Annotated in this window: 27 protein-coding genes; 11 read left to right on the top strand and 16 right to left on the bottom strand. The window is 69.0% G+C overall.

Annotated features, from left to right (window positions below; genetic code table 11):
• Positions 1-55: 55 nt before the first annotated feature.
• The 3 genes from mltG to M9917_RS19725 all read right to left on the bottom strand — a co-directional run bounded on the left by mltG (position 56) and on the right by M9917_RS19725 (position 3,128).
• Entirely contained in the window at positions 56-1,387 is a 1,332-nt protein-coding gene (mltG, locus tag M9917_RS19735; RefSeq protein WP_465246404.1) for an endolytic transglycosylase MltG, read from the bottom strand.
• 179 nt (positions 1,388-1,566) lie between these two features.
• Entirely contained in the window at positions 1,567-2,835 is a 1,269-nt protein-coding gene (fabF, locus tag M9917_RS19730; protein WP_297257133.1) for a beta-ketoacyl-ACP synthase II, read from the bottom strand.
• 56 nt (positions 2,836-2,891) lie between these two features.
• Entirely contained in the window at positions 2,892-3,128 is a 237-nt protein-coding gene (locus tag M9917_RS19725) for an acyl carrier protein (RefSeq protein WP_061968116.1), read from the bottom strand.
• A gap of 426 nt (positions 3,129-3,554) precedes the next feature.
• Between M9917_RS19725 and M9917_RS19720 the strand changes: the two genes are divergently transcribed.
• The gene (locus M9917_RS19720) at positions 3,555-3,902 is read left to right on the top strand and encodes a helix-turn-helix transcriptional regulator (protein WP_297256577.1); all 348 of its coding nucleotides are present in this window, start codon (positions 3,555-3,557) and stop codon (positions 3,900-3,902) included.
• Positions 3,903-3,926: 24 nt separating this feature from the next.
• On the opposite strand, the gene fabG is transcribed toward M9917_RS19720, so the two are convergent.
• Together fabG and fabD are read right to left on the bottom strand one after the other, a co-directional pair.
• Positions 3,927-4,664 carry a 3-oxoacyl-[acyl-carrier-protein] reductase gene (gene fabG, locus M9917_RS19715; RefSeq protein ID WP_297256575.1) on the bottom strand — a complete coding sequence of 246 codons (738 nt, stop codon included), beginning with the start codon at positions 4,662-4,664 and terminating at the stop codon, positions 3,927-3,929.
• 201 nt (positions 4,665-4,865) lie between these two features.
• On the bottom strand, positions 4,866-5,810 hold the full coding sequence (gene fabD / locus M9917_RS19710) for an ACP S-malonyltransferase (RefSeq protein WP_297256573.1): 945 nt from the start codon (positions 5,808-5,810) through the stop codon (positions 4,866-4,868).
• 321 nt (positions 5,811-6,131) lie between these two features.
• Between fabD and rpsF the strand changes: the two genes are divergently transcribed.
• The 10 genes from rpsF (at position 6,132) to M9917_RS19660 (ending at position 15,862) form a co-directional block, all read left to right on the top strand.
• Positions 6,132-6,563, top strand: coding sequence for a 30S ribosomal protein S6 (gene rpsF, locus M9917_RS19705; protein ID WP_297256572.1), 432 nt, complete (start codon positions 6,132-6,134; stop codon positions 6,561-6,563).
• A gap of 3 nt (positions 6,564-6,566) precedes the next feature.
• A complete protein-coding gene (rpsR, locus tag M9917_RS19700; RefSeq protein WP_038367644.1) occupies positions 6,567-6,812 on the top strand; it encodes a 30S ribosomal protein S18 in 246 nt (81 codons plus the stop codon).
• A gap of 163 nt (positions 6,813-6,975) precedes the next feature.
• Positions 6,976-7,917, top strand: coding sequence for a DUF2232 domain-containing protein (locus tag M9917_RS19695; protein ID WP_297256564.1), 942 nt, complete (start codon positions 6,976-6,978; stop codon positions 7,915-7,917).
• A 30-nt stretch (positions 7,918-7,947) separates the two neighbouring features.
• Positions 7,948-8,511 carry a 50S ribosomal protein L9 gene (gene rplI, locus M9917_RS19690; RefSeq protein ID WP_297256562.1) on the top strand — a complete coding sequence of 188 codons (564 nt, stop codon included), beginning with the start codon at positions 7,948-7,950 and terminating at the stop codon, positions 8,509-8,511.
• A 218-nt stretch (positions 8,512-8,729) separates the two neighbouring features.
• Positions 8,730-10,217 carry a replicative DNA helicase gene (locus M9917_RS19685; protein WP_297256561.1) on the top strand — a complete coding sequence of 496 codons (1,488 nt, stop codon included), beginning with the start codon at positions 8,730-8,732 and terminating at the stop codon, positions 10,215-10,217.
• A complete protein-coding gene (alr, locus tag M9917_RS19680) occupies positions 10,214-11,329 on the top strand; it encodes an alanine racemase (protein ID WP_297256559.1) in 1,116 nt (371 codons plus the stop codon). Before M9917_RS19685 ends, alr begins: the two co-directional genes overlap by 4 nt.
• 157 nt (positions 11,330-11,486) lie before the next feature.
• Positions 11,487-12,887: a DNA repair protein RadA gene (gene radA / locus M9917_RS19675; protein WP_297256558.1), complete on the top strand. Its 1,401-nt coding sequence runs from the start codon at positions 11,487-11,489 to the stop codon at positions 12,885-12,887.
• Between the two features lie 105 nt (positions 12,888-12,992).
• Positions 12,993-13,604 (top strand): CvpA family protein, encoded by a 612-nt coding sequence (locus M9917_RS19670; RefSeq protein ID WP_297256557.1) that lies wholly within the window; start codon positions 12,993-12,995, stop codon positions 13,602-13,604.
• Between the two features lie 40 nt (positions 13,605-13,644).
• Positions 13,645-15,117 (top strand): amidophosphoribosyltransferase, encoded by a 1,473-nt coding sequence (purF, locus tag M9917_RS19665; RefSeq protein WP_297256555.1) that lies wholly within the window; start codon positions 13,645-13,647, stop codon positions 15,115-15,117.
• A gap of 4 nt (positions 15,118-15,121) precedes the next feature.
• Entirely contained in the window at positions 15,122-15,862 is a 741-nt protein-coding gene (locus M9917_RS19660) for an SDR family NAD(P)-dependent oxidoreductase (RefSeq protein WP_297256553.1), read from the top strand.
• A gap of 4 nt (positions 15,863-15,866) precedes the next feature.
• Here the strand turns inward: M9917_RS19660 and der are convergent, their stop codons facing one another.
• The 11 genes from der to nuoN form a co-directional block, all read right to left on the bottom strand.
• Positions 15,867-17,252 (bottom strand): ribosome biogenesis GTPase Der, encoded by a 1,386-nt coding sequence (gene der, locus M9917_RS19655; RefSeq protein ID WP_297256551.1) that lies wholly within the window; start codon positions 17,250-17,252, stop codon positions 15,867-15,869.
• A 10-nt stretch (positions 17,253-17,262) separates the two neighbouring features.
• Complete coding sequence (locus tag M9917_RS19650; RefSeq protein ID WP_297256549.1) at positions 17,263-17,925, bottom strand: tetratricopeptide repeat protein; 663 nt, start codon at positions 17,923-17,925, stop codon at positions 17,263-17,265.
• 85 nt (positions 17,926-18,010) lie between these two features.
• Positions 18,011-19,096 carry a tRNA preQ1(34) S-adenosylmethionine ribosyltransferase-isomerase QueA gene (gene queA / locus M9917_RS19645; RefSeq protein ID WP_297256547.1) on the bottom strand — a complete coding sequence of 362 codons (1,086 nt, stop codon included), beginning with the start codon at positions 19,094-19,096 and terminating at the stop codon, positions 18,011-18,013.
• A gap of 6 nt (positions 19,097-19,102) precedes the next feature.
• Entirely contained in the window at positions 19,103-19,573 is a 471-nt protein-coding gene (locus M9917_RS19640) for a peptidylprolyl isomerase (protein ID WP_297256545.1), read from the bottom strand.
• Complete coding sequence (locus M9917_RS19635) at positions 19,573-20,217, bottom strand: hypothetical protein (RefSeq protein ID WP_297256543.1); 645 nt, start codon at positions 20,215-20,217, stop codon at positions 19,573-19,575. The genes M9917_RS19640 and M9917_RS19635 overlap by 1 nt, the downstream gene beginning before the upstream one ends.
• 34 nt (positions 20,218-20,251) lie before the next feature.
• A complete protein-coding gene (locus tag M9917_RS19630) occupies positions 20,252-20,803 on the bottom strand; it encodes a peptidylprolyl isomerase (protein WP_297256541.1) in 552 nt (183 codons plus the stop codon).
• Positions 20,804-21,249: 446 nt separating this feature from the next.
• On the bottom strand, positions 21,250-21,480 hold the full coding sequence (locus M9917_RS19625; protein ID WP_297256539.1) for a DUF1467 family protein: 231 nt from the start codon (positions 21,478-21,480) through the stop codon (positions 21,250-21,252).
• Between the two features lie 7 nt (positions 21,481-21,487).
• Complete coding sequence (gene mce / locus M9917_RS19620; RefSeq protein WP_297256536.1) at positions 21,488-21,892, bottom strand: methylmalonyl-CoA epimerase; 405 nt, start codon at positions 21,890-21,892, stop codon at positions 21,488-21,490.
• 36 nt (positions 21,893-21,928) lie between these two features.
• Complete coding sequence (locus M9917_RS19615) at positions 21,929-23,599, bottom strand: ribonuclease J (RefSeq protein WP_297256534.1); 1,671 nt, start codon at positions 23,597-23,599, stop codon at positions 21,929-21,931.
• Between the two features lie 94 nt (positions 23,600-23,693).
• Entirely contained in the window at positions 23,694-24,458 is a 765-nt protein-coding gene (locus M9917_RS19610; protein WP_297256532.1) for a biotin--[acetyl-CoA-carboxylase] ligase, read from the bottom strand.
• A gap of 11 nt (positions 24,459-24,469) precedes the next feature.
• Positions 24,470-25,897 carry an NADH-quinone oxidoreductase subunit NuoN gene (gene nuoN / locus M9917_RS19605; RefSeq protein ID WP_297256530.1) on the bottom strand — a complete coding sequence of 476 codons (1,428 nt, stop codon included), beginning with the start codon at positions 25,895-25,897 and terminating at the stop codon, positions 24,470-24,472.
• Positions 25,898-25,904 lie beyond the last annotated feature (7 nt).

The following is a 25,904-nucleotide window of genomic DNA, read 5'->3' as shown; positions in this document are numbered from 1 at the left end:
CGTGCGACAGCAAGCCGCCCGCGACGGGAAAATGGGGATGGAGCCGACCCCACTGTCACGGCTTGAGCTGCGGCACCTGCTTCGGCGAGTTGAGATCGAAGGTTTTGTTGAGCAGGGGATCGCGCGCCGTCCCCTCGGAGGCGTCAAAGGCGCGCGCGCGCGTTCCGGGGACGGCCCCGGCCGGCTCGGCGACGGAAGCCGGCTGCGCGGTGGCGGGCGCCTCGGTGCGGTTTTCGGGAGCCGGCGGCGGCTCGACCTTGTCGACCGCCTCGGCCGGCGGCTTGCCGCCCTGCTGCTGGGTGCGCGTCGTCTCGATCTGGCGCCAGCGCCCGACATTGCGGTTGTGCTGCTCCAGCGTCTCGGCGAAGGCGTGGCCGCCGCTGCCGTCGGCGACGAAGTAGAGGTCCTTCGTGCGCGAATGGTTGACCACCGCCTCCATCGCCGCGCGGCCGGGATTGGCGATCGGCCCCGGCGGCAGGCCGTTGATGACATAGGTGTTGTAGGGCGTTGCCTGGGTGATCTCGCTGCGCTGGATCGGCCGGCCGAGCGTGCCCTTGCCGCCGACGAGGCCGTAGACGATCGTCGGATCGGATTGCAGCTTCATCTTCTGGTTCAGCCGGTTGATGAAGACGCCGGCGACGCGCGGGCGCTCGTCGGCGCGGCCGGTCTCCTTCTCGACGATCGAGGCGAGGATCACGAGCTCCTGCGGCGTCTTGATCGGCAGGTCGGCCGGCTTCTTGGCCCAGATCCGCTCCAGAACCGCGTTCTGGTCCCGGGCCATGCGATCGATGATGCCCTTGCGCGAGAAGCCGCGCGGGAAGCGGTAGGTGTCGGGCAGGATCGAGCCCTCCTTCGGCACCTGCTCGATCTCGCCGGTCAGAAGCTCGTTGGCGCGCAGGCGCTCGACGATCTGCTCGCTCGTCAGCCCTTCCGGAACCGTGATCGAATGCTCGACCACCTTGCCGCTCGACATGATGTCGAGGATCTCCTGCGGGCTGACGCGGGCCTTGAACAGGTATTCGCCGGCCTTGAGCTTGTGCCAGTCGCCGCCGACGATCGCCGCGATGCGGAACGAGAGCGGATGCTCGATCAGCCCCTCCCGCTCCAGGAGGGCGGCGATCTCGGTCAGCCCGCTCTCCTTGGGGATGATGACGGCGCGGTCGCTGGTCAGCGGGCCCGGCGTCTTGCTCTGGTTCGAGACGATCGCGATGCCGGCGCCGACCACGCCGGCGCCGACGAGCGCGACCGTGAACAGCCCGCTCAACATCGAGAGGAAGGGGCTGCGCCGGCGGCGGCGCGTCCTGGGCGGGGGCGCCGGCGGCGCGACGGGCTTGAGGGCCTCGCCGGGGCTTTTGGGGGCGACGCGGGGCGTATCGTTCACAGGGATGGCGCTCGCAAGCAGAGAGAAACGATGTTGGCCGGATGGGAACCGAGGGTCGGGCCGGACGCCGCTCCATTAGAGCCGGTTTCGCCGCGGCTGTGAACGCGCAATCGTGCCGTCGACAGCCTCAGTGCCCGACTCTACCCAGGAATATGGCAAAACGGCGCTGTGCCGTGGCGCCCTTCTCAATCCGGCCGGTAGCGCCGCATCACCAGCGAGGCGTTGGTGCCGCCGAAGCCGAAGGAGTTCGACAGGGCGTAGTCGATCTCGCGCTTGCGCGCGACATGCGGCACGAGGTCGATCTCGGTCTCGACGGAGGGGTTGTCGAGATTGATCGTCGGCGGCGCGATCTGGTCGCGGATGGCGAGCACCGTGAACACCGCCTCGATCGCGCCGGCGGCGCCGAGCAGGTGGCCGGTCGCCGATTTCGTCGAGGACATCGCGGGACGCCTCGGCGCATTGGCGAGCAGCCGCTCGACGGCGCGCAGCTCGATCTCGTCGCCGAGCGGCGTCGAGGTGCCGTGGGCGTTGATGTAGTCGAGATCGGAAGCGGCGATGCCGGCGCGATCCAGCGCCGCCTGCATGCAGCGATAGGCGCCGTCGCCGTCCTCGGCCGGCGAGGTGATGTGATAGGCGTCGCCCGACATGCCGTAGCCGACGACCTCGGCATAGATGCGCGCGCCGCGGGCGAGCGCATGCTCCAGCTCCTCGAGCACGAGGATGCCGGCGCCCTCGCCCATGACGAAGCCGTCGCGATCCCGGTCATAGGGGCGCGAGGCTTTCTCGGGCGTGTCGTTGAAACCGGTGGAGAGCGCCCGGCAGGCGCAGAAGCCGGCGATGCCGAGGCGGTTGATCGCCGATTCGGTGCCGCCGGCCACCATGACCTCGGCATCGCCGAGCGCGATCATGCGGGAGGCGTCGCCGACGGCGTGCGCACCGGTCGAGCAGGCGGTCACGACGGCGTGGTTCGGACCTTTCAGCCCGTGCTCGATCGAGACGTAGCCCGCCGCCAGATTGCTGAGGCGGCCGGGAATGAAGAAGGGCGAGAGGCGGCGCGGGCCGCGCTCCTTGAGCAGGAGCGACGCCTCGTAGATGCCGCCGAGCCCGCCGATGCCGGAGCCGATGGCGACGCCGGTGCGGATCTGGTCCTCGTAGCTTTGAGGCTTCCAGCCCGCGTCCTTCAGCGCCTGGGTGGCGGCGGCCATGGCGTAGACGATGAAATCGTCGACCTTGCGCTGCTCCTTCGGCTCCATCCAGTCGTCGGGATTGAACGTGCCGTCGCTGCCGTCACCGCGTGGGATGTGGCAGGCGATCCGCGCCGGCAGGTCGCTGGCGTCGAAGCCGGTGATGGGGCCGGCGCCGCTCAAGCCAGCGAGAAGCCGCGACCAGGTCGGCTCGACGCCGCAGGCGAGCGGCGTCACCATTCCGAGTCCGGTCACGACGACACGCCGCATCGGATAACTGCGAGAAACCATGGCTCTTTCTGGCGAAAGGCCAGCCCGAGGGCCGGTCAGGCGCTCTTGGACGAGAGGAACTTGACCGCGTCGCCAACGGTCACGATCGTCTCGGCGGCGTCGTCCGGGATCTCGACGCCGAACTCCTCCTCGAAGGCCATCACGAGCTCGACCGTGTCGAGGCTGTCCGCGCCCAGGTCCTCGATGAAGTTGGCGCCGTCGACGACCTTGTCGGCCTCGACGCCGAGGTGCTCGACCACGATCTTCTTCACGCGCTCGGCAACATCGCTCATGGGTCTCTTCCTTAAGACTTGGAAACTGAAAGCGCGCCGCAAGGCTTACGACGCGGTTGGGGGGAACGCATTCAGAGCCGCCGCGCCACGATGACGATGCCCGCGATCCGGAAAGCTCGAAGCCTGCACAAACGCAACAACCGAGGTTTCGTCAAGTCCCCCCGGGCCGCCGCATGGCGGCGCGACGGCGCTAGTTAACATAAGCTTTCGAGGCTGGCGAGAGCGGCGCGGGAGCGCCGGAGAGGGGCACGAAGCGGCGCATGGCCCTGCGCCGCCACGCCCGCGCCGGGCGATTCGCTGCGGGCGGGTGGACTTGGTGGACGTCGCCAACGAGGCGGTCCGCCGCTGTTTCGGGATGCGGGCAGCGCCGCGCTGTTCCGGCGCGAGATCGCGGCGGCCGGGCAAGGCGGCGGCTATTCCTTCGCCGTGCCGCAGGCGGGCGAGGCCGGGCCGATGGTGGCGCATCTCCTGCCGCTCGCCGGCTCGGCGCGCGACCTCTTCCTCGATGCGCGCTGGATCCTGTTCTTCACGCCGGTCAGGCCCCGGCCCGGCCTGGGGCTGGAGATCCTGCAGGCGCTCTACGACCTCGCACCTTCCGAGGCCACCCTGCTCTCGGCGCTCCTTGACGGGCTCTCCGTCGAGGCGGCGGCGGCAGCCTCGGGCATCAGCGTGAACACGGCGCGCAGCTATCTCAAATCAATCTTCGCCAAGACCAATGTCCGGCGGCAGACCAAGCTGATGCGCCTGCTGGGAACGAGCTTCGAGACGGGTTGACCGTCGTTGCGGGGCGCCCGGCGCTCAGATCATCGCCATGCCGCCGTTGACGTGCAGGGTCTGGCCGGTGACGTAGCCGGCTTCCGTGCTGGCGAGGAAGGCGACCGCCGCCGCGACGTCGGCGCCCGCGCCCAGCCGCCCCATCGGCACGCCGGAGAGGATGCCCTCGCGCTGCTTCTCGTTGAGCGCCTGCGTCATCGGCGATTCGATGAAGCCCGGCGCGACCACGTTGACGGTGATGTTGCGGCTCGCCACCTCCGCGGCAAGCGCCTTCGACATGCCGATCAGCCCGGCCTTGGCGGCGGCGTAGTTGCCCTGCCCCGGATTGCCCGTCGTGCCGACGACGGAGCCGATCGCGACGATGCGGCCATAGCGCCGGCGCATCATCGATTTCACCGCCGCCCGCGACAGGCGGAACGCCGCCGTCAGGTTGACCGCGAGTACGGCGTCCCAGTCCTCGTCCTTCAGGCGCATGAACAGGTTGTCGCGGGTGATGCCGGCATTGTTGACCAGGATGTCGAGCCCGCCGAGCTTCTCCTCGGCCGCCGGCACCAGCGCCTCGACCGAAGCCGCGTCGGAGAGATCGCAGGGCGTGACCACGATGCGCTCGCCCAGTTCCGCGGCAATCGCCTCCAGCGCCTCGGTGCGCGTGCCCGAGATCGCGACGCTCGCGCCTTGCGCATGCAGGGTGCGGGCGATGGCGCCGCCGAGGCCGCCGGTCGCGCCGGTGACAAGGGCCTTGCGGCCGGTCAGATCGAACATGCTCACTCCCGTAGGTCGTCTGGGCGATTATAGGACATTCCCGCCTGCCATTCCGAGGCGCCCGAAGGGCGAACCCGGAACCCATGACTGGGTGAGCCGCCCGCAACCGAGTAGAATGCCTCACCCCGCCATGGGTTCCGGGTCCTTCGCTTCGCGAAGCCCCGGAATGACAGGCGGAGCGTTTCCATCAAACGCGATACCCTATGCCTTGCGGGCCTTCCAGGCCGCGATGTCCTCGGCCGTGCCGATCGAAACCGGCGCCGCGCCGGCGACGATACGCTTGACGAGGCCGGCCAGCACCTTGCCGCTGCCGGCTTCGACGAAATCAGTCACGCCGGCCGCGGCCATCGCCAGCACGCATTCGCGCCAGCGCACCGTGCCGGTGACCTGGGCGACGAGCGAGGCGCGGATCGCGTCGGGCTCGCTCAGCGGCGCGGCGCCGACATTGGCGACGACCGGCACGACCGGCGCCCGCATCGTAACCTTTGCCAGCGCCTCGCGCATCGCCTCGGCCGCCGGCAGCATCAGGGCGCAATGAAAGGGCGCGGAAACCGGCAGCAGCATGGCGCGCTTGACGCCCCGCTCACCGGCGAGCGCGATGGCGCGCTCGATCGCGGGTTTGGAACCGGAGAGCACGACCTGCCCGCCGCCATTGTCGTTGGCGGCCTCGCAGACCTCGCCCTCAGCCGCCGCAGCGGCGATCTCGCGGGCGAGATCGAGCTCGGCGCCGAGCAGCGCCGCCATCGCGCCCTGCCCCGCCGGCACCGCCTTCTGCATGGCGTCGCCGCGGATGCGCAGGAGCCGGGCGGCATCGCCGATGGAAAAGGTGCCGGCGGCCGCGAGCGCCGAATATTCGCCGAGCGAATGGCCGGCGACGAAGGCCGAATCGCGCTTCAGGTCGAGCCCCGCCTCGCTTTCGAGGACGCGCACCACCGCAAGGCTCACCGCCATCAGTGCGGGCTGGGCATTGGCCGTCAGCGTCAGCTCCTCCGAGGGGCCCTCCCACATCACGGCCGAGAGCTTCTGCGACAGGGCCGCGTCGACCTCGTCGAACACCGCTTTCGCGACCGGGAAAGCCTCGGCCAGGCTCTTGCCCATGCCGAGGACCTGCGAACCCTGACCGGGAAAGATGAACGCTGTCGTCATCGACGCAATGCTCCGCTCTTCACAACCTTAGTAATATGACGCGGCTGTCACATCGCTTCCGCCGCGAAGTCAAGCGCGGAACCGGAAATTTCGGGCTTGCGCGGCAGATTCCGGTTGCCATTGCCGCTCGGGCGCTGTAACCACCGCCTCCTGCTTGTTCGGCCGGAGGCTGAACGGATGGCGCATGTCCGCATGGATCTGCGCAGGTTCTCATGAGCCGTCGTCCCGTGTCTCCGCCTTCGATGAAATCCTGTCGGGCCTTATCCAGGGCTCGGAGGGCTCCGCGCCGGGCGAGGCAGGGTGAAACGAGGAAGGCCACTCATGGCATTGTACGAGCATGTGCTGCTCGCGCGGCAGGATGTCAGCGCGCAGCAGGTCGAGGCCCTTGTCGAGCAGTTCAAGGGCGTGATCGAGGCGAATGGCGGCGCCATCCGCAAGGTCGAGTACTGGGGCGTCAAGTCCCTCGGATATCGCATCAAGAAGAACCGCAAGGCGCATTACACGCTGTTGAACATCGAGGCTCCCTCCGCCGCCGTGCTGGAGATGGAGCGCCAGATGCGCATCAACGAGGACGTCCTGCGCTTCCTGACCGTCCGCGTCGAGGAGCTCGAGGAAGGCCCGTCGGCCATGCTGCAGAAGCGCGACCGCGACGACCGCCCCGAGCGTGGCGGCGACCGGTTCGACCGCGGCCCGCGCCGCGACCGCCCGCGCCGCGAAGACGAAGCGACCGAAACCGCCGAAGCGGAGGCCTGATTCATGTCGACTGCATCCGCCGGCGCCCGCCGCCCCTTCTTCCGCCGCCGCAAGTCCTGCCCGTTCTCGGGCGAAGGCGCCCCGAAGATCGACTACAAGGACGTGCGCCTGCTCTCGCGCTACATCTCCGAGCGCGGCAAGATCGTGCCCTCCCGCATCACGGCGGTTTCCGCCAAGAAGCAGCGCGAGCTCGCCCAGGCGATCAAGCGCGCCCGCTTCCTGGGGCTCCTGCCCTACGTCATCCGCTGAGCGGATGAAGGTTTCCGCAGGCGCCTTGCGGTGCCTGCGGCTTTCGCTTTCGAGACCAACCAGTCACCCGGCGGTGAGACTCCACCGGGTTCGTTGAGGCGATGAGCCTCTCACCCTGCCCGGCCTTAAGAAGCCAGCGAGCAGCGGGACAGCAGGACGGACCATGATTCCGATCGTCGGCATCGGCGCGGGCCTCGTTTCGGCCCTGCTCTTCGCAGTGGTGATCAGCGGATCGCCGCTGGCGGCGCTTCTGTATTCCGCCGCCCCCCTGCCGATCTTCATCGCCTCGCTGGGCTGGAACCACCGTTCCGGGCTCTACGCCACGGCGGCCGGGGCGCTCGCCGTCGCGGTATCGCTCGCGCCCACGGGCGGCATCGCCTTCGCGCTGATCATCGCCTTGCCCGCCTGGTGGATCGCCTATCTCGCCTTGCTCGCCCGCGGCGACGGGCAGGGCCGGGTCGAGTGGTATCCGCTCGGCCATATTCTGCTCTGGATCGCCGCCACGGCCGCGCTCGCCACCGTCGGCAGCGCGCTCGTGATGACCACCGACTACGAGGCCTACCGCACGGCGATCGCGCAGATGATCGAGAACCTGCTGAACGAGATGGTGCGCGGCAAGCTGATCGTGCTGCCCGGCGACATCCAGGTGAAGGAGCTGGCGGAGAGCCTGGCGCCGGCCGTGCCGCTGGGCATCGGCGCCTCCTTCGTCACCACCATCACCGCCAATCTCTGGATCGCGGCGCGCGTCGTGAAGACGTCCGGCCGGCTGCCGCGCCCCTGGCCGTTCATCCCTTCGACCACGCTGCCGCGGCAGGCGCTGCTGCTCTTGATCGCTTCCGCCTTCGTCGCGGCGACGGGCGGCTTCATCGGCGTCGCCGCCATGGCCCTCGTCGGGGCGCTGCTCGCCGGCTTCATGTTCAGCGGTCTCGCCACGCTCCACGACATCTCGCGCGGCCGCCCCTGGCGGCTGCCGATGCTGATCTCGGTTTATGTCGCGCTCGTCGTGATGCAGGCGGTGCTGACCCCGCTGCTTGCGATCGCCGGCATGATCGACACGCTTCTCGGCCTGCGCAAGCGGGCCGCGCCGCCGCCTGCCCATTCCTGACAAACAGACTTGAAATCAAGGAGAAGAACAATGGAAGTGATCCTGCTCGAACGCGTCGCCAAGCTCGGCCAGATGGGCGACGTGGTGAAGGTGCGCGACGGCTTCGGCCGCAACTACCTGCTCGCCCGCGGCAAGGCGCTGCGCGCCACCGACGACAACAGGAAGCGCTTCGAGAGCCAGAAGCTCGAGCTCGAGACCCGCAACCTCGAGCTGAAGTCCGAGGCCGGCGCGGTCGCCTCGCGCCTCGACGGCCAGAGCGTCACCATCCTGCGCCAGTCGGGCGAATCGGGCGTGCTCTACGGCTCGGTCTCGACCCGCGACATCGCCGAGGCGCTGACCAAGGACGGCTTCAACGTCTCGCGCGGCCAGGTGACGCTGAACCACCCGATCAAAACGCTGGGCCTGCACACCGTCCCGGTCGTGCTGCATCCTGAGGTCTCGGTCACGATCACCGTCAACGTCGCCCGCTCGGCCGGGGAAGCCGAGCGCCAGGCTGCCGGCGAGAACGTCACCGCCCGCGAGGAGTTCGACCTCGACGATCTCGGCCTCGAGGTCGGCGCCGCGCTGGCCGAGGCCGGCGACGCCGAGCTCTGAGACCCGACGCACGAGAAAACGAGTCAAGGGCGCCGTGGCAACACGGCGCCTTTTTCGGTTCGAGGCCTGTGCAAAGGCGTGGATGGAGCCGCGGGATGCTGGCACCAACTGTCAGCATGTTAAGTTAGTTTTCCGCCGACTCGGGACGGCCCCGGACGCAGGTCCGCGCGGCTGATTGTCGGCTTGATTTCGCTCGGCATTGATTTATCGGGACGGCCATGGCCACCGCTACCGCCCTCGTCGCCCGCCTCGACAACCGCGAGCCGGATTACCGCGTCCAGCCTCACAACATCGAGGCGGAGCAGGCGCTGCTGGGCGCGATCCTGGTCAACAACGACGCCTTCTACCGCGTCTCCGACTTCCTGCTGGCGGAGCATTTCTTCGAGCCGATCCACCAGCGCGTCTTCGAGCTCACGGCGAGCCTGATCCGGGCCGGCAAGCTCGCGACCCCGATCACGCTCAAGACCTTCCTCAACGACGTCGATATCGGCGAGATCACGCCCTCCCAGTATCTGGCGCGGCTCGCCGCCGAGGCGACGACCGTCATCAACGCCGCCGATTACGGCCGCACGATCTACGACCTCGCCATCCGCCGCCAGCTCATCGGCGTCGGCGAGGACCTCGTCAACGTAGCCTATGACGCCCCCGTCGAGATGGCGCCGCGCGAGCAGATCGAGGATGCCGAGCGCAGGCTCTACGAGCTCGCCGAGAAGGGCCGCTACGAGGGCGGCTTCCAGAAGTTCGACGGGGCGCTCGGGCTCGCCATAGACATGGCGGCGAGCGCCTATCAGCGCGCCGGCGGGCTGTCGGGCATCTCGACGGGCCTGCGCGACGTCGACCAGCGCATGGGCGGCCTGCAACGCTCCGACCTCGTCGTGCTGGCCGGGCGCCCGGCCATGGGCAAGACCTCGCTCGCCACCAACATGGCCTTCAACATCGCCCGCGCCTGGCGCGGCGAGCGCCAGGAGGACGGCACGATCAAGAGCGTCGACGGCGGCATCGTCGGCTTCTTCTCGCTCGAGATGTCGGCCGACCAGCTCGCAACCCGCGTCGTCGCCGAGCAGTCGGGCATCTCCTCCTACAAGATCAGGCAGGGCCGCATCACCGAGGCCGATTTCGCCCGGCTGACCGACGTCGCGGCCCAGATCGAGAAGCTGCCGCTCTATATCGACCAGACCGGCGGCCTCTCGATCGCCCAGCTCATGGCCCGCGCCCGGCGCCTCAAGCGCCAGAAGGGGCTCGACGTCCTGTTCATCGACTATCTCCAGCTGCTCTCCGCCTCGGCCAAGAGCGGGCAGAACCGCGTGCAGGAGCTGACCGAGATCACCACCAGCCTGAAGGCGCTGGCCAAGGAGCTCAACGTCCCGATCGTCGCCCTCTCCCAGCTCTCGCGCCAGGTCGAAAGCCGCGACGACAAGCGCCCGCAGCTCTCGGATCTGCGCGAATCCGGCTCGATCGAGCAGGACGCCGACGTGGTGATGTTCGTCTACCGCGAGGAATACTACCTTAAGGGCAAGGAGCCGCGGCCGGGCACCGAAGAGCACAACAAGTGGCAGATCGAGATGGAGGCCGCCCACGGCCTCGCCGAGCTGATCATCGGCAAGCAGCGCCACGGCCCGACCGGCACCGTCGCTCTGCAATTCGACGCCGAGGTGACGCGCTTCTCCGACCGCGCCGACGAGATGCGCCTGCCGGAGCGCGAATGATGCCCGATACCGCCCATGGCGCGACGCTGACCATCGATCTCGACGCGCTCATCGCGAACTGGCGCGCGCTCGCCCGGCGGGCGGGCGCCGAGGCCGGCGCCGTGGTCAAGGCCGACGCCTATGGCATCGGCATCGAGCCGGCGGTGACAGTGCTCGCGCGGGCGGGCTGCCGCGACTTCTTCGTCGCGCATGTCCTGGAAGGCATCCGCGCGCGAAAGGCGGCACCGGAAGCGACGGTCTACGTCCTCAACGGCCTCCTGCCCGGAGCCTGCGAGGCTTATGCCCGGCATGCGCTCTCGCCGGTGCTGGGCTCACGGGAGGAAGTGCTGGAATGGGCCTCGTTCCGGCAGACCGGCGCGCAGGTCCGGCCGGCTGCGCTGCATATCGACACCGCTATGAACCGGCTCGGGTTCCCGACGGCCGAGGGGCTCGCGCTTGCCCGCGAGCGGCCGGACGAGTTCGCGGCGGCGGGGATCGGGCTGGTGATGAGCCATTTCTCCTCCTCCGAGGACGAGGGCGACCCGGCCAATGCCCGCCAGATCGCCGCCTTCGCCGAAATCGCGGCCGCCTTTCCCGGCCTGCCGGCCTCGCTGCTCAACTCCTCCGGCCATTTCCTCAGGGACTGCCCGTCCTATCAGCTCACCCGGCCGGGCTATGCGCTCTATGGCGGCAATCCCACGCCCGGCAGGCCGAACCCGATGCGGCCGGTCGTCGGGCTGGAGGCGCCGATCATCCAGACCCGCGAGGTCGAGCCGGGCGCGCAAGTCGGCTATAACGGCCGCTGGACCGCCACGGGCAGGCGCAAGCTCGCGACGATCTGCCTGGGCTATGCCGACGGCTATCCGCGCAATGCGAGCTGGACCGACGGCTCGACCGGCGGCTCGGCGCTGGTCGGCGGCGTCTTGTGCCCCTTCGTCGGCTCGGTCTCGATGGACCTGATCATCCTCGACGTCACCGACGCGCCGGAGGATGCCGGAAGGCGCGGCGAAAGCGTCATCCTGATCGGAGGGGAGCTCGACATCGATACGGTCGGCGCCGGGGCCAAGACGATCGGCTACGAGATCCTGACTAGCCTCGGCCGCCGCTATGCGCGGCGCTATGTCGGGCTGTGAAGGTGAATGCCCCCGCCGTCATTCCGGGGCTTCGCGCCAGCGAAGAACCCGGAACCCGCGACTGGGTGAGCGGCTGCCATCACGCGCGGCAAAGGTCGCGGGCCGCCGTAGGTTCCGGGTTCACGGCTTCGCCGCGCCCCGGAATGACGGTTTAGCGATGGCCAAGCGCGGCCCGACCTATCATTGCCAGGCCTGCGGGGCGGTCTATCACCGCTGGCAGGGCAAGTGCGACGCCTGCGGGACATGGTCCTCGCTGGTCGAGGATGCGCAGGCCGCGCCCGTTCCCGGCGGCGGACGCGCATCCTCCGGCGGACGGGCACGGGGCCGGGTGTTCGCGCTGGAGACGCTGAAGGGCGAAACGCAGGACGCACCGCGCATCGTCTCGGGGATCGGCGAGCTCGACCGCGTCACCGGCGGCGGCTTCGTTCCGGGCTCGGTGCTGCTGATCGGCGGCGATCCCGGCATCGGCAAGTCGACGCTGCTGATGCAGGCCTGCGCGGCACTGGCCAGGGCCGGGCGACGCGTCGTCTATGTCTCGGGCGAGGAATCGACCGGGCAGGTGCGGCTCAGGGCCGAGCGGATGGGGCTCGCCGAGGCGGCGGTCGATCTCGCGGCCGAGACCAATGTCGAGGATATCGTCGCCACTCTCGGCCAGGGCGAGCGCCCGGCGCTGGTGGTGATCGACTCGATCCAGACGATGTGGTCAGGCGAGGTCGAGAGCGCGCCGGGCACGGTGACGCAGGTGCGCGGCTCGGCTCAGGCGCTGATCCGCTACGCCAAGACGAGCGGCGTCTGCCTGATCCTGGTCGGCCACGTCACCAAGGACGGGCAGATCGCCGGCCCGCGCGTGGTCGAGCACATGGTCGACGCGGTTCTGTCGTTCGAAGGAGAAGGGGCGCATGCGTTCCGGATCCTGCGCGGCCAGAAGAACCGCTTCGGCCCGACCGACGAGATCGGCGTCTTCGAGATGACCGGCAAGGGGCTTAGCGAGGTGACGAACCCCTCGGCGCTGTTCCTCGCCGGGCGCGACCAGCCGGCGCCGGGCGCGGCGGTCTTCGCGGGGATAGAGGGCACGCGGCCGGTCTTGGTCGAGATCCAGGCGCTGGTCGCCCCGACCGCGCTCGGCACGCCGCGGCGCGCCGTGGTCGGCTGGGAGAACAGCCGGCTTTCCATGGTGCTGGCGGTGCTGGAAACCCATGGCGGCCTCAGGCTCGGCCAGCACGACGTCTATCTCAACGTGGCGGGGGGCCTGCGCGTCAACGAACCGGCGGCGGATCTGGCCGTCGCGGCGGCGCTGGTTTCCTCGCTGAGCGGAGCGACGCTGCCGCAGGAGGCGGTCTATTTCGGCGAGATCGCGCTCTCGGGCGCGATCCGGCCGGTTTCGGTCGCGGCGGCGCGCCTCAGGGAGGCTGCCAAGCTCGGCTTCGAGGCGGCGCTGATGCCGGCCGGCGGCGCCGACCATGGCGACGGCGGCGGGCTCTCATTGCGGCGTTTCGGCCATGTCACGGAACTCGTTGCCGATATCGCGGCGCGCGCACCACGCAAGGGTGTGAAATGACGTCGCCGGAAGGGTGACGCAGAGGCCCGGAACGCGTATAGCAAAGCCGAAACGGCCGCTGCCTCACGGCCGGTCGGCACCTGACCACAGCAAAGCGGCCCTTCCATGCCTGTCACCATTCTCGATCTCGTCGTCATCGGCGTGGTTTTGATCTCGGCTTTGCTCGCAGCCGTCCGCGGCTTCACGCGCGAGGTGCTGGCGATCGCCTCCTGGGTCGCGGCGGCGGCCGTCGCCTGGATCTTCCACCCGCAGCTCGTGCCCTTCGTGAAGCAGTACATCCCGGCAAGCTCCGCGCAGGATACGATCGCGCTCGTCGCGGCGATCGCGGCGCTGTTCCTCGGCACGCTGATCGTGGTCTCGCTGATCACGGCGCGGATTTCCGACTTCGTGCTCGATTCGCGCATCGGCGCGCTCGACCGCACGCTCGGCTTCGTCTTCGGCGCGGCGCGCGGCCTGCTTCTGGCGGTGATCGGCTACCTGTTCTTCGCGGCGCTGGTCGGCGCCGAGAAGATGCCGGTCTGGGCCCGGGACGCCAAGGCCAAGCCGATGCTGGAGGAAACCGGCCGCTCGCTGATCGCCATGCTGCCGCATGACGTCAACGCCGAGTTCATCAGGAACCTCCTGAAGAAGCAGAAGCCGGAGGAAGCGACCGAGGCTCCGGCGGAGGAGCCGCGCAGCCCGGCGCCGGTTGCGCCCGCCCCGCCCGTCCCTAATTAGCGCGTAAGAGAGTTTGCCCGCGGCCCTCCTGGAGCTCGACATGACCTCGCATACCGAGAGCGTTACCGCCTTCGACCCCGATGCCGACCGGCTCAGGGAAGAATGCGGCGTCTTCGGCATCTACGGTCATGCCGACGCGGCGGCGCTGACGGCGCTCGGCCTGCACGCGCTCCAGCATCGCGGCCAGGAGGCGGCGGGCATCGTCTCCTTCGATGGCAAGCGCTTCCATTCCGAGCGCCGGCTCGGCCTCGTCGGCGACGCCTTCTCGGAAGCGAGCGTCATCGACGAGCTCAAGGGCCCGCAGGCGATCGGCCATGTCCGCTATTCGACCACCGGCGGAACGATCCTGCGCAACGTCCAGCCGCTCTTCGCCGATCTGCACGGCGGCGGCTTCGCGGTCGCCCATAACGGCAACCTCACCAACGGGCTGACGCTCAGGCGCAACCTCGTCCGCGACGGCGCGCTCTACCAGTCGACCTCGGATACCGAAGTTCTGCTGCACCTCGTCGCGCGCAGCCGCAAGGCGCGCTTCGTCGACCGCTTCATCGAGGCGATCCGCCAGATAGAGGGCGCCTATGCCTTCGTCGGCATGACCAACAAGAAGCTGATCGGCGTGCGCGACCCGCTCGGCATCCGCCCGCTGGTGCTGGGCGAGCTCGACGGCGCGCCGATCCTGACCTCCGAGACCTGCGCGCTCGACATCATCGGCGCCAAATTCGTCCGCGAGATCGAGAACGGCGAGGTCGTGATCATCTCCGAGAGCGGGATCGAGAGCCACAAGCCCTTCCCGCCCGTGCCGGAGCGGCCCTGCATCTTCGAGTACATCTATTTCGCCCGCCCCGATTCGGTGGTGAAGGGCCGCAGCATCTACGAGCGCCGCAAGGCGATGGGCGCGGTGCTGGCCCGGGAGGCCCCGGCCGAGGCCGACGTCGTCGTGCCGGTGCCGGATTCGGGCGTGCCCGCCGCGCTCGGCTATGCCCAGGCGAGCGGCATCCCCTTCGAGCTCGGCATCATCCGCAACCATTATGTCGGGCGCACCTTCATCGAGCCGACGCAGAAGGTGCGCGAGCTCGGCGTCAAGCTGAAGCATTCGGCCAACCGCTCGGTGGTCGAGGGCAAGCGCATCATCCTGGTCGACGATTCGATCGTGCGCGGCACGACCTCGTTCAAGATCGTCAAGATGATGCGCGAGGCCGGGGCGCGCGAGGTGCATTTCCGCATCTCCTCGCCGCCGATCACCCATCCCGACTATTACGGCATCGACACGCCCGACCGGCAGAAGCTGCTCGCCGCCACCCATTCGCTGGAGGAGATGCGCCAGTTCGTCGGGGCCGATTCGCTCGCCTTCATCTCGGTCGACGGGCTCTACCGGGCGATGGGCCATGAGCGGCGCGATCCGCTGAGGCCGCAATTCACCGACCATTGCTTCACCGGCGACTACCCGACCTCGCTCACCGACATGGTCGGCGAGACCGGCAAGCAGCAGCTCTCCCTGCTGGCCGAAGCCGGCTGAGCCCATGACCAGGCCCCTCCAGGATCGCATCGCGCTCGTCACCGGTGCCTCGCGCGGCATCGGGCGCGCCGCGGCGCTGGCCTTCGCCGAGGCCGGCGCCCATGTCGTGGCGCTGGCGCGCACCACCGGCGCGCTCGAGGAGCTCGACGACGAGATTACCGCGGCCGGCGGCAGCGCCACGCTGGTGCCGCTCGACCTCGCCGATGCCGGCGGGCTGGAAAAGCTCGGCGCCGTCGTGATGGAGCGCTGGGGCAGGCTCGACATCCTCCTTGCCAATGCCGGCATCCTCGGGCCGCTCACCCCGCTCGGCCATGCCTCCGAAGCGGAATGGGCCAAGGTCATCGACATCAACGTCACCGCCAACTGGCGCCTGCTGAAGGCGCTCGATCCGGCGCTGCGCGCTTCCGATGCGGGGCGCGTCCTCATGATGTCGTCCGGCGCCGCGCATAAATGCACCGCCTATTGGGGGCCCTATTCGATCTCCAAGGCCGCCGTCGAGGCGCTGGGGCGCACCTATGCGGCCGAGACCGCGACGACGCCGGTCAAGCTGATGCTGGTCAATCCGGGCCCCTTGCGCACGCGCATGCGGGCCGAGGCGATGCCGGGCGAGGATCCGATGACGCTGAAGACCCCGGAGGCGCTGGCGCCGCATCTGGTCAGGCTCGCCTCGCCCGACTGGAACGAGAGCGGCAAGATCTTCGACTTCCCGCAGGGCAAGGTGCTGACGCCGCAACTGCCGGCGTGAGCGCTTATTTGCGCGCCTTGTCGTAAGGATTGCCGCCGCCGCGGCGATGCAGGCGGATCGGCGTGCCCGGCAGCTCGAAGGCGTCGCGCAGGTTGTTGACCAGATAGCGGGTGTAGGACACCGGCAGATGGTCGAGCTGGTTGCCGAACAGCGCAAAGGTCGGCGGCCGGGCCTTGGCCTGCGTCATGTAGCGGATCTTGATGCGCCGCCCGGCCACCGCCGGGGGCGGATGGGCCGAGAGCACGCCTTCGAGCCAGCGGTTGATCCGCGCGGTCGAGACGCGGCGGTTCCAGACGCCATAGGCCGAAAATACCGCCTGCATCAGCTTGTCGATGCCCTCGCCTGCGAGCCCCGAGAGCGGCACGATCGGCACGCCGCGCACCTGCGCCAGGAGGTGGTTCGCCTTCTCCTTGAGCTCGGCGAGCAGGCCCTGCCTGTCGGCGACGAGATCCCATTTGTTGAGGCCGATGACGACCGCCCGGCCCTCGCGCTCGGTGAGATCCACCAGCGTCAGATCCTGCTTCTCGAAGGGGATCGTGGCGTCGAGCAGCACGACGACGACCTCGGCGAAGCGGATCGCGCGCAGCGAATCCGCGACCGAAAGCTTTTCCAGCTTCTCCTCGATGCGGGCGCGCTTGCGCATGCCGGCGGTGTCGAAGAGCTTGACCTTGCGGCCGCGCCATTCCCAGTCGACCGAGATGGTGTCGCGGGTGATGCCGGCTTCCGGGCCGGTCAGCATCCGCTCCTCGCCGATCATGCGGTTGACCAGCGTCGACTTGCCGGCGTTAGGACGCCCGATGATGGTGACGCGGAGCGGACGATCCGGATCGATATCCTCCTCGTCCTCGCCCTCGGGAGCGTCCTCCCAGCCGGTGTCGTCATCGTCCTCGGGCTCGTCGGCGATGAAGGGGACGAGCGCTTCGAGCAGGTCGGCCGTGCCCTCGCCATGCTCGGCCGAGAACGGCACGGGATCGCCGAGGCCGAGCCCATAGGCCTCGATGATGCCTTCGGCGCCCTTCTTCCCCTCGGCCTTGTTGGCGAGCAGGATCACCGGCTTGCCGGAGCGGCGCACCAGATCGGCGAAGGGCTGGTCCATCGGCGTGATGCCGAGGCGCGCGTCGATCATGAACAGCACGACATCGGCCTGGGCGATCGCGGTCTCGGTCTGGGCGCGCATGCGCCCGGCCAGCGAATCCCTGTCCGCCTCCTCGAGACCTGCGGTGTCGATCACCTTGAAGCGCAGATGGCCGAGCGTGGCGTCGCCCTCGCGCCGGTCGCGCGTGACGCCGGGCCGGTCGTCGACCAGGGCGAGCTTCTTGCCGACCAGCCGGTTGAACAGCGTCGACTTGCCGACATTGGGGCGCCCGACCAGGGCGACGATGGCTGTCATGCCGCTTGTGTCAGTTCTTCACCGTGACGGGGCCGCCGCGGACGAGCGCGAGGTAGAGCTCGACGCGCTGGCGCAGGCCCTGCGGCGCCTGCGGATCGGTGATGGCGGCATCGAACCAGCGCCCGGAATCCTCGAAGAGATCGGCCTTGAGCGCGGAAATGCCGAGGAACTCGCGGGCGGTGTGGCGCCAGACGCCCTGCGCCGCCGCGAGCGGCTCGAGCGCCGCCTTGATTTCCGCATAGGGGACGAGATCGACGCGCAGGATGCCGGCGCGCAGCCTGGCGAGATCGCGATAGATCTGCTCCAGCGCGCCGTCGCCGGCGAGCGCATCGAAGGCGGCGGCACCGGCTGCGGGATCGCGCTTGGCCGTCTCGGCGGCGAGGCGGAAACGGGCGATCAGGCGGTAGCCGGCGGGCGCCGTCTCGGCCAGCTCCTTCAGGATCGTCTCGGCCTGGGCGGCATCGCCGTCGCGCGAGGATTTCAACGCCGCCTCGAGGCGCGCGCCGACGGCCTGCGACGCCTGGTTCTCGCGATGCTGCCAGAACTGCCAGCCGGCGACGGCCAGCACCGCCAGCACGGCGAGGCCGGTGATGACCCAGCCATATTTCTTCCAGAGCTCGGCCGCCTTGTCGCGGCGGACTTCCTCATCGATCTCGCGAAAAATATCGGCCATTTGACTCGTCACGATCCCTGTTGGGAGCCCGGTAGCATTTTCGCGGCCGGAATGCGAGCCGGAACCGCCGCGTTGCCCTCCGCCGTCATTCCGCCCGGAACAGCAGGCTGCCGTCGCCATAGCTGTAGAAGCGGTAATGTGCCGCGATCGCATGGGCATAGGCGCGCTTCATCAGGTCAAGCCCGCAGAAGGCGGAGACCAGCATGAACAGGGTCGAGCGCGGCAGGTGGAAATTCGTCATCAGCAGATCGACCGCGCGGAAGCGATAGCCCGGCGTGATGAAGATCGCCGTGTCGCCCGTGAAGGGCCGGATCGTGCCGTCCTCTTCCGCCGCGCTCTCGATCAGGCGCAGCGCGGTCGTGCCGATGCAGACGATCCGCCCGCCCTTCGCCCTCGCCGCGTTCAGCGCCGCGGCGGTCTCGGGCGAGACCGTGCCCCATTCGGCATGCATGCGATGATCGTCGGTGTCGTCCGTCTTCACCGGCAGGAAGGTGCCGGCGCCGACATGCAGCGTGACGAAATGGCTGGAGACGCCGCGCGCCTTCAGCGCCGCCAGGAGCTCCGGCGTGAAGTGCAGCCCGGCCGTCGGCGCGGCGACGGCGCCGTCGCTTCGGGCGAACTGCGTCTGGTAGTCGGTCGTGTCGGCGCTGTCCGTCGGGCGCTTGCCGGCGATATAGGGCGGCAGGGGCAATTCGCCGAGCCGCTCGATCGCCTCGTCGAGATAGGCACCGGTCAGGCTGAAGCGCAGGCCGACCTCGCCGCCCTCGCCCTTCGCGACCACCTCCGCCTGCAGGCGGGCGAGCTCGCAGGCGTTGCTGGCTCCGTCCGTATCGAAGCTGACCGTCTCGCCGAGGCTGAGCTTCTTGGCGGGCCGCGCGAAGGCGAGCCAGCGATCCTCGCTCTCGCGCTTGTGCAGCATGATCTCGACGCGGGCAAAATCCTCGCCGCGGTAGCGCCGCCCGCGCAGGCGAGACGGGATGACGCGCGTGTCGTTGAGGACGAGCGCGTCGCCGGGCTCGAGCAGCGAAGGCAGGTCGCGGATACCGCGATCGGCGAAGGGCTCGGCCGCGTCCGGGCGCACCACGAGCAGGCGGGCCGCATCGCGCGGGCTCGCCGGCCTCAGCGCGATCCGGTCCTCGGGCAGGTCGAAATCGAAGAGCCCGACATCCACGATGGGTCAGGCCGCGTCGGCCATCACCTTCATCGAGACGATCGAGTCGGGATCGCGGACCGGCTCGCCGCGCTTGATCTGGTCGACATTCTCCATGCCTTCAACGACTTCTCCCCAGACGGTGTACTGCTTGTCGAGGAAGCGGGCATCGTCGAAGACGATGAAGAACTGGCTGTTGGCCGAGTTCGGGTTCTGCGCGCGGGCCATCGAGCAGATGCCGCGCACATGCGGCTCGGCATTGAACTCCTGCTTCAGGTCCGGATAGCTCGAGCCTCCGGTGCCGGTGCCGTGCGGGCAGCCGACCTGGGCCATGAAGCCGTCGATGACGCGGTGGAAGACGATGCCGTCATAGAAGCCCTCGCGGGCGAGCAGCTTGATGCGCTCGACATGGCCGGGCGCGAGGTCAGGGCGCAGCTTGATGACCACCTTGCCCTTGGTGGTTTCCATGACGAGGGTGTTCTCGGGATCGAGGGACATCAGCTCTGCCTTTCGTTGGACGGCGCGCGGCCGTGGAAGCGTATGGTGAAGGGTCGCCCCGCGATACTCGCTCCGAGGCCCGTCGACAACCTCATCGGCGTGCAGGCGCGGACGGCGGCGATGGCGGACTCGCTGAAGCGCCGCTGGAATTCGGCGTCGCCGCGCCTGGTCTCCCAGGTGATGCGCGGCTCGCCGAACAGGCTGCCGTCGCGCCGCAGGCTGAAACGCAGCGAAACCATCGCGCCCGTCAGGTCGCCGGGCAAGGGCGGCGGGGTCCAGCAGCGGCTGATCGCCGGGGCGATCTCGGCGAGCCGGTCGACGATGCCCGTGCCGTCCGGCGGGGTCGCAGGGGAGAGCTGGCCGATCAGGCCGATCTCGCCGCTGCCGCGCATCGGGTGCGGCGGGCCGGGCCGGCGCCGGTCGAGGCCCGGAATGTCGCCGCCGCCGAAGGGGCCGCCGACGCCCGGATCATAGCGCTGGCCGCTCTGCGGCGGCAGGATCGGGTTCTGCGAGCCCGAGGGCGGCGGCAGAACCGGATATTGCGAGCCCGAGGGTGGCGGCAGGCTCAGATCATGCGTTCCCTGGGCCTGCGCGCCGCCGGCCGCCAGCAGCAGGGCGATCCCGATCAGGGCCGTCCGAAGCATCGCCGCCCTCCTGGGCTCGCGCCCGGCATGCCGCCTACTTGGCGTCGGCCTGCATCCGCATGCGGACGATCTTGTCGGGGGCGCTGACCTGGCCGTTGGCGGCGCTGGAGCCCTTCTTGATCTTGCGCACGGCGTCCATGCCCGAAACGACCTCGCCGAACAGCGTGTACTGGCCGGTCAGCGAGCCGCAGCCCTCATAGCAGATGAAGAACTGCGAATTGGCCGAATCCGGCGAGGCCGAGCGGGCCATGCCGACGGAGCCGACCTTGTAGGGCGTCTGGGTGAACTCGGCGGGCAGGTTCGGCAGGTCGGACTTGCCGGTGCCGGTGCCGGTCGGGTCGCCGGTCTGGGCCATGAAGCCGTCGATGACGCGGTGGAAGACGATGCCGTCATAGAAGCCGCGCTTCACCAGCGTCTTGATCTGCGCGACGTGCTTGGGCGCCAGATCCGGCCTCAGGCGGATGGTGACCGGCCCGTCCTTGGTCTCGAGGATGACGGTGTTCTCCGGATCGGGCTTCGGGCTCTGGGCCTGGGCGAAACCGAGCGAGGCGACGACGGCGAGAGCGGCGAGCGAGCTGCGCAGCATGAAGATCTCCATGGCCGCCGGAAAGCCCGGCGGATACCGGTCGATAGCTCCATCCTTTGGCCGGAACAAGGCATGGCTGCGATCCACCCCCCCTGCCCTTGCTGCACCGCACAAGAGCACGAGAGATTAATCTTGCAAAAATTCGAGGCTCATTCTGCCTAAACTGGTGACAGAGCCGCCACGATGAGCTAATCTTTTCGCTGCTGGGAGCGCTTTGCTGGCCGAAGCGCTGCGGACCAGGTCTTGGGAGGAACAAACGCCCGCCTCGCAAAACGAGTCGCACGCTTTTCGAATGTGCGCCGGTGCAGCGGTAAAAGCGGACTGATCAAGGCAAGGCATCGGCCTTGCCTTTTTTCTTGGGCGGTATCCCAGCACCGTTGTCATTCCGGGGCGCGCCACAGGCGCGAAGCCCCGGAATGACAGGCGTGTAGCGCAAAGCCGTTCCCTCAGACGTCGTAGGTCACCCAGGCATACCAGACGCCGGCGAAGATCACCGCCGCGATCAGCGAGGTGACGACAGCCTTCCTCAGGAGCCTCGGCAGCACGGGGGCGCCGGGTTCCGTTCCGGCCACGACATCGCCTGTCTCATGCTGGCTGCGGATGCCGAAGGGCAGCACCGCGAAGAGCGTGATCCACCAGATGATGAAATAAAGGGCGAAGCCGCCGACGATGTTCATGCGGCCCTCACGCCTGCTCCAGCTCGACCAGCGTGCCGAGGAAATCCTTGGGATGCAGGAACAGCACCGGCTTGCCATGGGCGCCGATGCGCGGCTCGCCGGAGCCGAGCACGCGTGCGCCTTGCGCCTTCAGCCGGTCGCGCGCCGCCAGGATGTCGTCGACCTCGTAGCAGATGTGATGGATGCCGCCATCGCCGTTGCGATCGAGGAACTTGGCGATCGGGGAATCGGCGCCGAGCGGCTCCAGGAGCTCGATCTTGGTGTTGGGCAGTTCGACGAAGACGACCGTGACGCCGTGCTCCGGCTCGGGCTGCGGCTGCGACACGCGCGCGCCGAGCGTGTCGCGATAGAGCGCGGTCGCGGCGCCGAGGTCCTTCACGGCGATGGCGACGTGGTTGAGGCGTCCGATCATGGGAGCTCCGCAGCGGTGTTCGACTGCCTTATAGCCTTACACCTCAATCACCAGCGCGTGCACCAGCGGCTTCTTGCCCCACTCCTCGTTGACCGCGCTGCGGATGCCGCGCTCCAGCGCGTTGCGCAGCGCCTCGGGATCGCGGCGGCGGGCCTTGGGGATGTTGTCGATGAGGTCGGCGAGCGTATCGGCGACATATTCGTCGAAAGCGCTGCCGTCGCGGGTCCTGGGCGGCAGGCCGAGCACGGCGATCTCGGGCTCGCCGGCGATGGCGCCCTTCGCGTCGACCGCGACCGCGATCGAGACGATGCCGGCGAAGGAGAGCCGGCGGCGCTCCTGAATCGTCTTCTCCAGCGCATTCACCAGGAGCGAGCCGTCCTGGTAGAGCCGGCCATGGGGCGCCTCGTCGACCTTGCGCGCGCCCTCGGCCGCGATCGCGACCACGTCGCCATTGCCGGCGCGCAGCACATGCTTGACGCCGAGGCTGCGGGCGAAGCTTTCGTGCTCGGCCAGATGCAGATCCTCGCCATGGGCGGGGATCGCGATCCGCGGCTTCAGCCAGCCATAGAGCCTTGCCAGCTCCTCGCGGCGGGGATGACCGGAGACGTGGACCAGATGGGTGCGGTCGGTGATGATCTCGATGTTGTCGCGCGCCAGCGCGTTCAGGATGTTGCCGACCGATTTCTCGTTGCCGGGAATGGTGCGCGAGGAGAAGATCACGCGGTCGCCGGGCGAGAGCGCGATCTCGGGATGATCGTCGGCGGCGATGCGCGAGAGCGCGGCGCGCGGCTCGCCCTGGCTGCCCGTCACCAGCGCCACCACCTTGTCGCGCGGCAGGTAGCCATAGGCGTCGACCGGGCGGAAGGCGGGTATGCCGTCGAGATAGCCGCATTCGCGCGCCACATCGATGACGCGGTCCATGGCGCGGCCGACGACGACGACCTCGCGCTCATTCGCCATCGCGGCTTCCGCCACGGCGCGCAGCCGCGCGACGTTGGAGGCGAAGGTGGTGACGGCGACGCGGCCGGGCGCCGAGGCGACCAGCTCCTTCAGCTTGGCGGCGACATCGGCCTCGCTCGGACTCGTGCCGTCGCGCATGACGTTGGTCGAATCGCAGATCAGCGCCAGCACGCCCTCGTCGCCGAGCTCGCGCAGGCGCTTCTCGTCGGTGGGCAGGCCGACGCGCGGCGTCGGATCGATCTTCCAGTCGCCACTATGGACGACGAGGCCGACAGGCGTGCGGATCGCGAGCGCGTTCGATTCGGGGATCGAATGCGCCACGGGCACGAACTCGATGTCGAAGGGGCCGAGCGTGATCCGCCCGCCCTGCGGCACGATGTTGATCTCGACATTGGGCGCGCCGGGCTCCGAGAGGCGGCGCGTCGCGAGCAGGCCGGCGGCGAAGCGCGTGCAATACACCGGCGCGCGCAACGAGGGCCAGAGCGCGGCGAGCGCGCCGATATGGTCCTCGTGGGCGTGGGTGATGACGATGCCGAGAAGATTCGCCCGCTCCTCGACGATATAGCGCAGGTCCGGCAGGACGATATCGACGCCCGGCGCCTCCGGCCCGGCGAAGGACAGGCCGCAATCGACCAGGATCCATTTGCGCCGTCCCTCCGGCCCGAAGCCGTAGAGGGCGGCGTTCATGCCGATTTCGCCGAGGCCGCCGAGGGGAACGAAGACGAGTTGGTCGGAGGCGCGGGTCACGGGGTATCCTTGGCGGTCGGCGGGCGTTGCAGCCCTAACATGACGAGCGGCACGCCTCCATAGGGACATGCGCCTCCGTCATTGCAATGACGGTTCAGCCCTGGGGAGGCGGGCCGAAGAACAGGTCGCCGGCATCGATCAGGCGCCGGCCCGTCCCGGTCTCGAGTTCGAGCCGCCCGGAGGGGTCGAGTCCGGCGAAGATGCCGCTGAGCGGGCCGTCCGGCAGGCGGATGGTGATCGTCTCACCGAGGAAGGCGGCACGCTCCAGCCAGGCGGCGCGGATCGGGCCGAAGCCGCCCGGTTGCGACCAGATGGCGAAGCGCCGGGCGAAGGCGTCGGTGAGGCCGCCGAGCATCGCTTCGATCGTGGCCTGCGGCGCCGCCGCCTTGAGGAAGGTCGCCGGATAGGGCGTGTCCGTCGGGCAGGAGGCGATGTTGACGCCGCAGCCGACGATGACGTTGAGCCGCCCTGCCCGGCTCTCGCCTTCCAGCAGCAGGCCCGAGATCTTGGCGCGGTCGAGCAGCAGGTCGTTCGGCCATTTCAGCTTCAGGCCCGATGCGGCCGGGCCGAGCAGCGCGGCAGCGGCATCGTGCAGGGCAAGCCCCACCACGAAGCCGAGCTGCGGCGCCAGCGCCGGCTCGCAAGGATCGGTCAGCAGGAGGCTCGCATAGAGATTGCCGGGCGGGGAGCCCCATTGCCGGCCGTGGCGTCCCCGGCCCGCATTCTGGCTGCGGGCGACGATCCAGAGCCTGCCCGGCTCGCCCTGATCCAGCGCGCGCCGCGCCTCCGCCATGGTGGAGCCGACTTCGTCACGGACGATCAGCCGATAGCCCGCGGCGCGGGCAGCCTCACCGAGCACGCGGCTTCAGCTCAGAACAGCGACTTGGCCGCCGCGGCCGCCGAGTCGAACAGCGGCGAGGGCAGGAGCGACAGCGCCACCACGAAGATCGCCGAGACCAGCAGCACGCCGCGCACGCCGAGGTCCGAGGCCTCGAAGGCCGGCTTCGGATCGTCGAAATAGATCAGCTTGACGATGCGCAGATAGTAATAGGCGCCGACCACGCTGGTCAGCACGCCGATCACGGCGAGCACGTAGAGCTTGGCGTCGATCGCGGCGAGGAAGACGTAGAACTTCGCCCAGAAGCCGGCGAGCGGCGGGATGCCGGCGAGCGAGAACATCATCATCGCATAGGCGAAGGCCATCCAGGGATTGGTCCGCGACAGCCCGGCGAGCTCGCCGATGTCCTCGACCGGCTTGCCGTCGCGGCGCATCATCAGCACGCAGGCGAAGGCACCGAGCGTGGTCGCGAGATAGACCGCCATATAGGTCATCACGCCCTGCACGCCGGCGGGCGTGCCGGCGGCGAGCCCGACCAGCGCGAAGCCCATATTGGCGATCGAGGAATAGGCGAGCAGGCGCTTGATGTTGCGCTGGCCGATCGCGGCGAAGGCGCCGAGCGCCATCGAGGCGATCGAGACGAAGACGATGATCTGGCGCCAGTCGTGGATCGCGCCCGGAAAGGCGCCGACGAAGACGCGGATCACCATCGCCATGGCGGCCATCTTCGGCGCCGAGGCGAAAAAGGCCGCGACCGGGGTCGGCGCGCCCTCGTAGACGTCCGGCGTCCACATGTGGAACGGCACGACCGAGATCTTGAAGACGATGCCGCCGGCGATGAAGACGATGCCGAAGATCAGGCCGAGCCCCGCATGGCCGCCTTGCGTCGCGGCCGCGATGCCGGGGAAGGCGACGGTGCCGGTGAAGCCGTAGACCAGCGAGCCGCCATAGAGCAGCATGCCGGAGGAGAGCGTGCCGAGGATGAAGTATTTCAGGCCGGCTTCCGTCGATTTCGCGTTGTCCCGGTCGAAGGCGGCGACGACGTAGAGCGCCAGCGACTGCAGCTCGATGCCGATATAGAGGCTGATCAGGTCGTTCGCCGAGATCATCATCATCATGCCGACGGTGGCCAGCACGACGAGGATCGGATATTCGAAGCGCATCACGCCGTCGCGGCGCAGCGGGTCGCAGGCGAGCAGGATCGCGGCCGCCGCCCCGATCAGCGCCAGCACCTTCATGAAGCGGGCGAAGCCGTCAACGATGAAACCGTCGTTGAAGGTCGTGGCCCGCCCGTCGCCCGACAGCACCAGCACAAGCGCGATTGCCATGAGCGCGAGCGCCAGCCCCTCGAGCAGGCGCGTCGCGCGCTCGCCGCGGATCGCGCCGACCAGCACCATGGCGATGGCGCCGAGGGCCAGGATGATTTCCGGCAGGGCCGGGCCGAGAGCGGGCAGAGCCATGTCGAGA

The sequence above is a fragment of the Bosea sp. (in: a-proteobacteria) genome, assembly GCF_023953965.1.
Taxonomy (GTDB): domain Bacteria; phylum Pseudomonadota; class Alphaproteobacteria; order Rhizobiales; family Beijerinckiaceae; genus Allobosea.
Note: the sequence above shows the minus strand (reverse complement) of the source record. Positions and strands in the feature narration are given on the sequence as shown.